The organism is Methanocalculus taiwanensis (genome assembly GCF_024372745.1).
Lineage (GTDB): Archaea > Halobacteriota > Methanomicrobia > Methanomicrobiales > Methanocorpusculaceae > Methanocalculus > Methanocalculus taiwanensis.
On the sequence record NZ_VOTZ01000001.1, the window covers coordinates 203,297 to 210,121 of the forward strand.

Sequence of the window (6,825 nt, forward strand, 5' to 3'; positions counted from 1 at the left end):
GAAACAAATAGTATTATTTCCTGTGAATACTAAAAAAGCGTTTCTATGTCACTCTCTGCGGATTCTCCGATCACGATCCTCTATGTAGATGATGAGCCGGGGCTCCTCATAATCGGGAAAACCCATCTTGAAAAGAGTGGGAATTTGAAGGTTGAGGCATGTGAGAGTGCCCTTGATGCAATAAAGCTTCTGAAAATACAATCATATGATGCGATCATCTCGGATTTTCGAATGCCGAAATGCGATGGCATTTCTTTTCTGAAATATCTCAGGAAGAGAGGAGATGAGACCCCCTTCATCATTCTGACGGGAAAAGGCCGGGAAGATGTAGTGATTGACGCACTGAATAATGGGGCGGATTTTTATATTGAGAAGGGTGGTGATCTGAAAGCCCAGTTTGCCGAACTGATTAATATCATCAGGTATGCTGTTGCAAAAAGGAGGAGTGAAGAGGCGCTTCGCGAGAGTGAGGAGCGGTACCGGAATGTCGTCGAGGATCAGACAGAGCTGATCTGCCGTTTCAGCGCTGACGGAACCGTTATCTTCGCAAATGATGCCTATTGCCGTTATTTCGGGGTTCCCTGCGAAGATATTATCGGGAGACGGTTCAAGCCGCAGATTCACCCGGATGACCGTGAAGCAGTTACCCGGCTCTTTGCATCCTTTTCCCCCGATAAACTTCTGGAAAGCATTGATCAGCGGACAATCGCCCCTGACGGGAGCATTCTCTGGCAGCGGTGGGATACACGGGCGATCTTTGATGAAAATGGGGTGATTCGTGAATTTCAGTCTGTCGGTCGGGATATCACCGACAGAAAACAGGCTGAACAAGCACTTATCGAGAGCGAGAGGCAATATCGATCGCTCTTTGAGTCTATGCATGATGGATATGCCCAATTCCGGCTTCCTCAGGAGGATGATGGGAGTGCCTCCGCTCCCAGAATCATAAATATTAACCCGGCTTTTGAGCAGATCACCGGTCTTGCACGGGAAGATATCATCCATAAGACCCTGCAGGAAGTGCTTCGGGGAACTGATCTGCGCTGGGGACCAGAATGTTTGAAAACAACAGAAACCGGAGAGCCACAGGTATTTGAGATCACGCTGGATGATCCTGTCCGGTTCTTTGAAGTGTCGGTATACAGCCCAAGAGCTGGTGAATGTGCCATACTCTTCCATGATATCACCGAAAAGAAGAAACGCGATGAAGAGATGAAGCAATCCCTCAGGGAAAAGGAGATTCTCTTAAAAGAGATTCATCATCGTGTCAAGAACAATATGCAGGTGATATCAAGTCTCCTGATGCTCCAGAAAGAGACAATACCCGATCCAAAGATGCGTGAACTCTTCTCCCAGAGCGAGAGCCGGGTCTATTCGATTGCCCTTGTCCATGAGAAACTCTACCAGTCAGAGAATCTCTCCCGGATCGAGTATGGGGAATACCTGTCGATGATGGGAGATTATATCCTATCATCCCGCCAGGTGAAATCAGGGACAGTTGCCCTTGACATACACGCTCCCGGTATCTATCTTTCAATTGATAAGGCCGTTCCGCTCAGCCTTATCACAAATGAATTAATGACGAATTCACTGAAGCATGCTTTTCCAAATGGCAGGAAAGGTACGATCAGGATAGTTGTAGAGAGGAAGGAGGATACGATCATATACCGGTTTTCTGATGACGGAATCGGCTTTCCAGCCGATCTCGACTATGGGAATACCCAGACGCTCGGTATGCAGCTTGTCGTAAGCCTTGTCAACCAGCTGCTTGGGACAATCACTCTCAGCCGGGAGAAGGGAACTGCCTTTGAGATCGTATTTCCGGTTGATCCGGATGGGGAGGAGTCCGGGGGTTCATACGAGGAGAAGGTCGATCAAAACGCTGGATTGCAGAATAAATAGTATTATTTCTGCTGACACCTATTCCTCTTCATGCCAGTCTCGGGCCCGGGATCTGCTCCGATCTCCATCCTCTTTATCGAAGATGAACCCTCACTTCTGGAGATTGGACAATTGTTCCTGGAAGAGGATCCGCTTCTGTCGGTTGTTACCTGTGATAATGTTCCTGATGCGATAATTTTACTCAAAGAGAGGCATTTTGATGCCATCATCTCAGATTACCAGATGCCGGATATGAATGGGATCGATTTTCTGAAGTACCTCCGGAATAACGGCGATCGGACTCCTTTCATCATCTTAACCGGACAAAGCCGGGAAGAGGTGGTTATTGAGGCGTTAAACAGTGGTGCAGACTTCTATATCCAGAAAGGGGGCGATCCGAGAGCACAGTTTGCAGAACTCTCAAATCAAATCCGCTATGCGGTTGCCACCAGGCGGGGAGAGGCTGAGATACAGAGACGGCTTCGGTTTGAGCGATTGATCGGACTCATCTCATCACGGTTTGTAGCATCTGATGATATTGATTTGCCGATCAATGTGGCACTTGAAGACATCGGTTCTTTCTGCGGTGCATCCCGCTCATATATCTTCCTTTTACGAGAAGCTTCCGACGTAATGGATAACACCCATGAGTGGTGTGCAGACGGTGTTTCGCCCGAGATCGAAAATCTTCAGAACCTTTCCTGTTCTCTCTTTCCATGGTGGATAAAGAAGCTTCGGAATAATGAGATCATCAGGATCAGGGATCTTCATGAGATGCCCCCTGAAGCAGCTCAGGAAAAGAGACTGCTGGAAGAACAGGGTGTCAGGTCACTGATTGCCATTCCACTCATGATGAGTGACGGGCTTACCGGATTTATCGGTTTTGATAATGTTGAAATGGTCAGGGACTGGAATAGAGAAGATATCAATATCCTCAGGTTCTGCGGCGATATCATCGCAAGTGCACTGGGAAGAAGGCGATCTGAAGATGCCCTCAGGAAGAGCGAGATCTTCAGCCGCACCCTGATAGAGCAGATTCCTGATTACATCATCCTCTATGGGAACGACGGGAGGATCATTTTTGTAAATCCCGCGACAGCGATAGCCTTTGGATATTCGGTTGATGAGTTAATGGGTGCTCATGTCCTTTCGTTTGTTCCCGAAGAGTTCCATGATCTGGTGAAGCAGAAACTTGTTGAAAGGGCAGAGGGAATACAGGTATCCCCATATGAGGTACCAATCACGGCAAAGGATGGACAATTGATTACTGTGCTTGTCCAGGGGGCATTTATGGAGTACCGTGATACTCCGACGAATCTTCTTGTCCTGACGAATATCACCGATCGCAAGAGGGCGGAGGAGGCATTGCAGAAGAGTGAAGAGCGGTTCCGTAGGATCTCCGAGAATGCCCCTGTGGGCATCTTTCAGCTCATTCGCTCTTCTTTTGGTGAATTCTCCATATTATATGTGAGTAATAAAATCCCCGAAATCACAGGAATGAACCCGGAGGATCTGTATGGGGATTTCTCATCGGTGACAGGAAGGCTTCATCCCGATTATCTTTCTGGATTCCGTAATGAACTATTGGGATCCGCCGTTAGCCTGAAAGATTTTGAATATACATTCCTCTTTGCATCTGATTCCGGGTACCGGTGGCTTGAGGTGCATGCAACCCCCTCCTCCCAGGAGGATGGAAGCATCCTCTGGGATGGGGTTGTCATCGATATCGATGAACGAAAAAGGGCTGATGAGAATATACGGGATGCAAACCGCCTCCTCGAAGGAGTCCTTGACGGCGTTTCAGATATCATCGGGATACAGAATCCGGATCACTCAATCGTCCGGTATAACAGGGCAGGATATGAGATGCTCGGGTGTTCCCATGAGGAGATCAAGGGAAAACACTGTTATTCCCTTATCGGGAGAAGCATGCCCTGCGAGAACTGCGCTACTGCAGTTGCCATGAAGAGCAAAAAGCTCGAGACAGTCGAGCGTTTTGTCCCGGAACTCGATCGGTATTTGATCTGCCGGAGCAACCCTGTCCTGAATGATGAGGGAGAGGTTCGGCTGATCATCGAACAGCTGACTGATATCACCGACAGAAGGAGGATGGAAGACTCTCTCCGGGAGAGCGAGGAGCGGTACAGGCTCACGCTCGATGCTACGAACGATGGCATATGGGATTGGGATCTTGCAACCGGGAACGCCCTGTTAAGCCCCCAATGGTATATGATGCTCGGTTATGAACCTGGTGAGATGCCTGGATCCTATGAAACATGGCGATCGCTCATTCATCCCGATGATATCGAACGATCTGAAGCGTTTATCCATTCCAATATCCAGGAAGGGAAGGAGGGTTTTCAGCTTGAGTTCAGGATGAGGACAAAAGAGAATGGCTGGAAGTGGATCCTTGCAAGGGGCAAAGTTGTCAGCCGTGATACAGAGGGCAATCCTCTCCGGCTTCTTGGAACCCATACTGATATCACCGGGAGAAAGGAGGCGGAGGAGGCGCTCCGGGAAAGCGAGGAGAAGTTCCGCTCCCTTGTCGAGCATTCGATTGAAGCGATTGCAATTCTGGATCAGGAGGGAACTATTATCTTTGTCAATAGTGCTGCCGCCCATCTGCTTGGAATTGAGAATTATAAAACCCTCATCGGGAGGAATGTGCTTGATTTTGTTGCAGAAGAGTCAAGGGATAGTGCTATTCGTGATCTCATTGAGCTTTTTGGGGGAAAAGACGCATATCTTGCAGGATATACCATTCTGTTACCCAGAGGGGAAAAAATATTCGTGGAATGTGTCGGGAAACTCATTCACTATGATGGGAAAAAGGCTGATCTCATCTCTGTCCGGGATATAACTGAGCGAAAAATCTCCGAAGAGGCGCTGAGGAAGAGCGAAGAGAAGTACCGTCTCATTGCAGAAAATATGGCAGACTACATCTGGTTGTACGATACCGATTTCAGGCTCCAATATATCAGCCCCTCCGTGGAGAGGATGAAGGGTTTCACCGTCTCTGAATCGATGAATAAAACAATCGAGGAGGAAATGACACCGGAGTCCTATGCAGCTCTCGGTGATATTATACGGGAGCAGATGGATCTTGAAGCGTCCGGCAGAGCTGATCCGAACCGCACAATCACTTTTGAGACCGAGGAGTATTGTAAAGACGGATCGATCATTATCATTGACAACCTTGCCCGATTTCTACGTGATGAAGATGGACGTCCTGTTTCGATACTCGGTATATCCCGTGACATAACCGAACGCAAGCGTGCGGAGATGGAACTCCAGCAAAAGAACCTGGAACTGAAGATGGCAGACGAGCAGTTGCAGGCAGCACACCAGAGGCTGCTTGCGGTGCTTGATGGGATAAATGCCGCTGTATATGTAGCCGATATCAAGACGCATGAGCTGCTCTTTATCAATAAGTATGCCCGTAAGATCACAGGTTTCACTGGCGATATTGAAGGGAAGAGATGCTGGTCCGTGATGAAACCGGGGCAGGAAGAGCCCTGTGGATTATGTACGAATGCGATGCTCATGAAGGAGGATGGCAGCTATGCAGGAGAGTTCAGATGGGAGTACCAAATAATGGAAAACGGCCGGTGGTATGACAGCCATGTGAGTATGATACGGTGGATCGATGGCCGGTATGTACGTCTCAAAACTGCAATTGACATCACTGAGCGGAAGATGGCAGACGAGGAGGCGCTCCATGAGAGCGAGAAGAGGTATCGATCGCTCTTTGAATCGATGCATGATGGCTATGCCCACCAGGAGCTGGTCAGGGATCCGGATGGTAGTCCACGTGATTACCGTTTTGTTGAGGTGAACCCTGCTTTTTCAAAGCTCACCGGATTGCCTCCTGATACAATTGAAGGAAAGAGCCTGCATGAAGTCCTCCCTGACATGGAGCCGGTGCTGATGGAATACTATGCACAAGCAGCCAAAACAGGGGAGTCGCAGGTATTTGAACATGAACAGGCTGACCTGGAAAAGTTCTTTGAGGTGTCGGTCTACTGCTCAAAGGACGGGGGATGCACAAGCATCTTCCATGACATCAGTGAAAAGAAGAAGAGGGATGAAGAGACGAGGCGCTCTCTCCGCGAAAAGGAGATCCTCTTAAAAGAGATCCATCATCGTGTGAAGAACAATATGCAGGTGATCTCAGGTCTTCTGATGCTCCAGAGGAAGACGATTGATGACCCGACTATTCGCGAGCTCTTCCGTGAGAGTGAGAACCGGGTCTTTTCAATCGCACTCGTCCATGAGAAGCTGTATCAGTCAGAGAGCCTGTCCCGGATCAATTATGCGCAGTATCTCAGGACAATGTGTGAAACAATAATCTCGTCCCGTGAGATCAGATCCGGTACCGTTAGTCTTCTGATTCATGCCGATGGTATTCACCTCTCAATTGACAAAGCAGTTCCTCTCAGCCTGATTACAAACGAATTACTGACAAATTCCTTAAAGCATGGGTATCCGGATGGCATGAGGGGGACGATCACCATCTTCATGGAGAAGCATGAGAATGAGATAGTATACCGGTTCAGTGATAATGGGATTGGTTTTCCCGCTGATCTTGATTATACACAAACACTATCACTTGGCATGCGGCTTGTCACAAGCCTTGTAACGCAGCTGATGGGCAGAATTTCTTTGATCCGGGAGAAGGGTACAACATTTGAGGTAACAGGTCAGCACCCCCTCTCCTGACCTCTCCTTAACTCACATCACACACCCCCACTTTTCGGAAAATACGCCCGTATGACCGATAGATCCTTATATAATGAGAGATTAATAGATATTTGGGATATGGAACTATGGAACGTGACGAGATCCTTGCACTGGCACAACATAACCCTGAAGCACTTGTCACAATCATCCATAGTCATGAAGAAACAATCCAGCACCAGCAAGAAATAATCCAGCGTCTTGAAG

The 6,825-nt window shown here is 48.3% G+C and carries 2 protein-coding genes; both read left to right on the plus strand.

The window, feature by feature from the left end; genetic code table 11:
* Positions 1 to 45: 45 nt before the first annotated feature.
* Complete coding sequence (locus FTO68_RS00865) at positions 46 to 1,902, plus strand: PAS domain S-box protein (protein ID WP_255331461.1); 1,857 nt, start codon at positions 46 to 48, stop codon at positions 1,900 to 1,902.
* Between the two features lie 30 nt (positions 1,903 to 1,932).
* Entirely contained in the window at positions 1,933 to 6,600 is a 4,668-nt protein-coding gene (locus tag FTO68_RS00870; RefSeq protein ID WP_255331462.1) for a PAS domain S-box protein, read from the plus strand.
* Positions 6,601 to 6,825 lie beyond the last annotated feature (225 nt).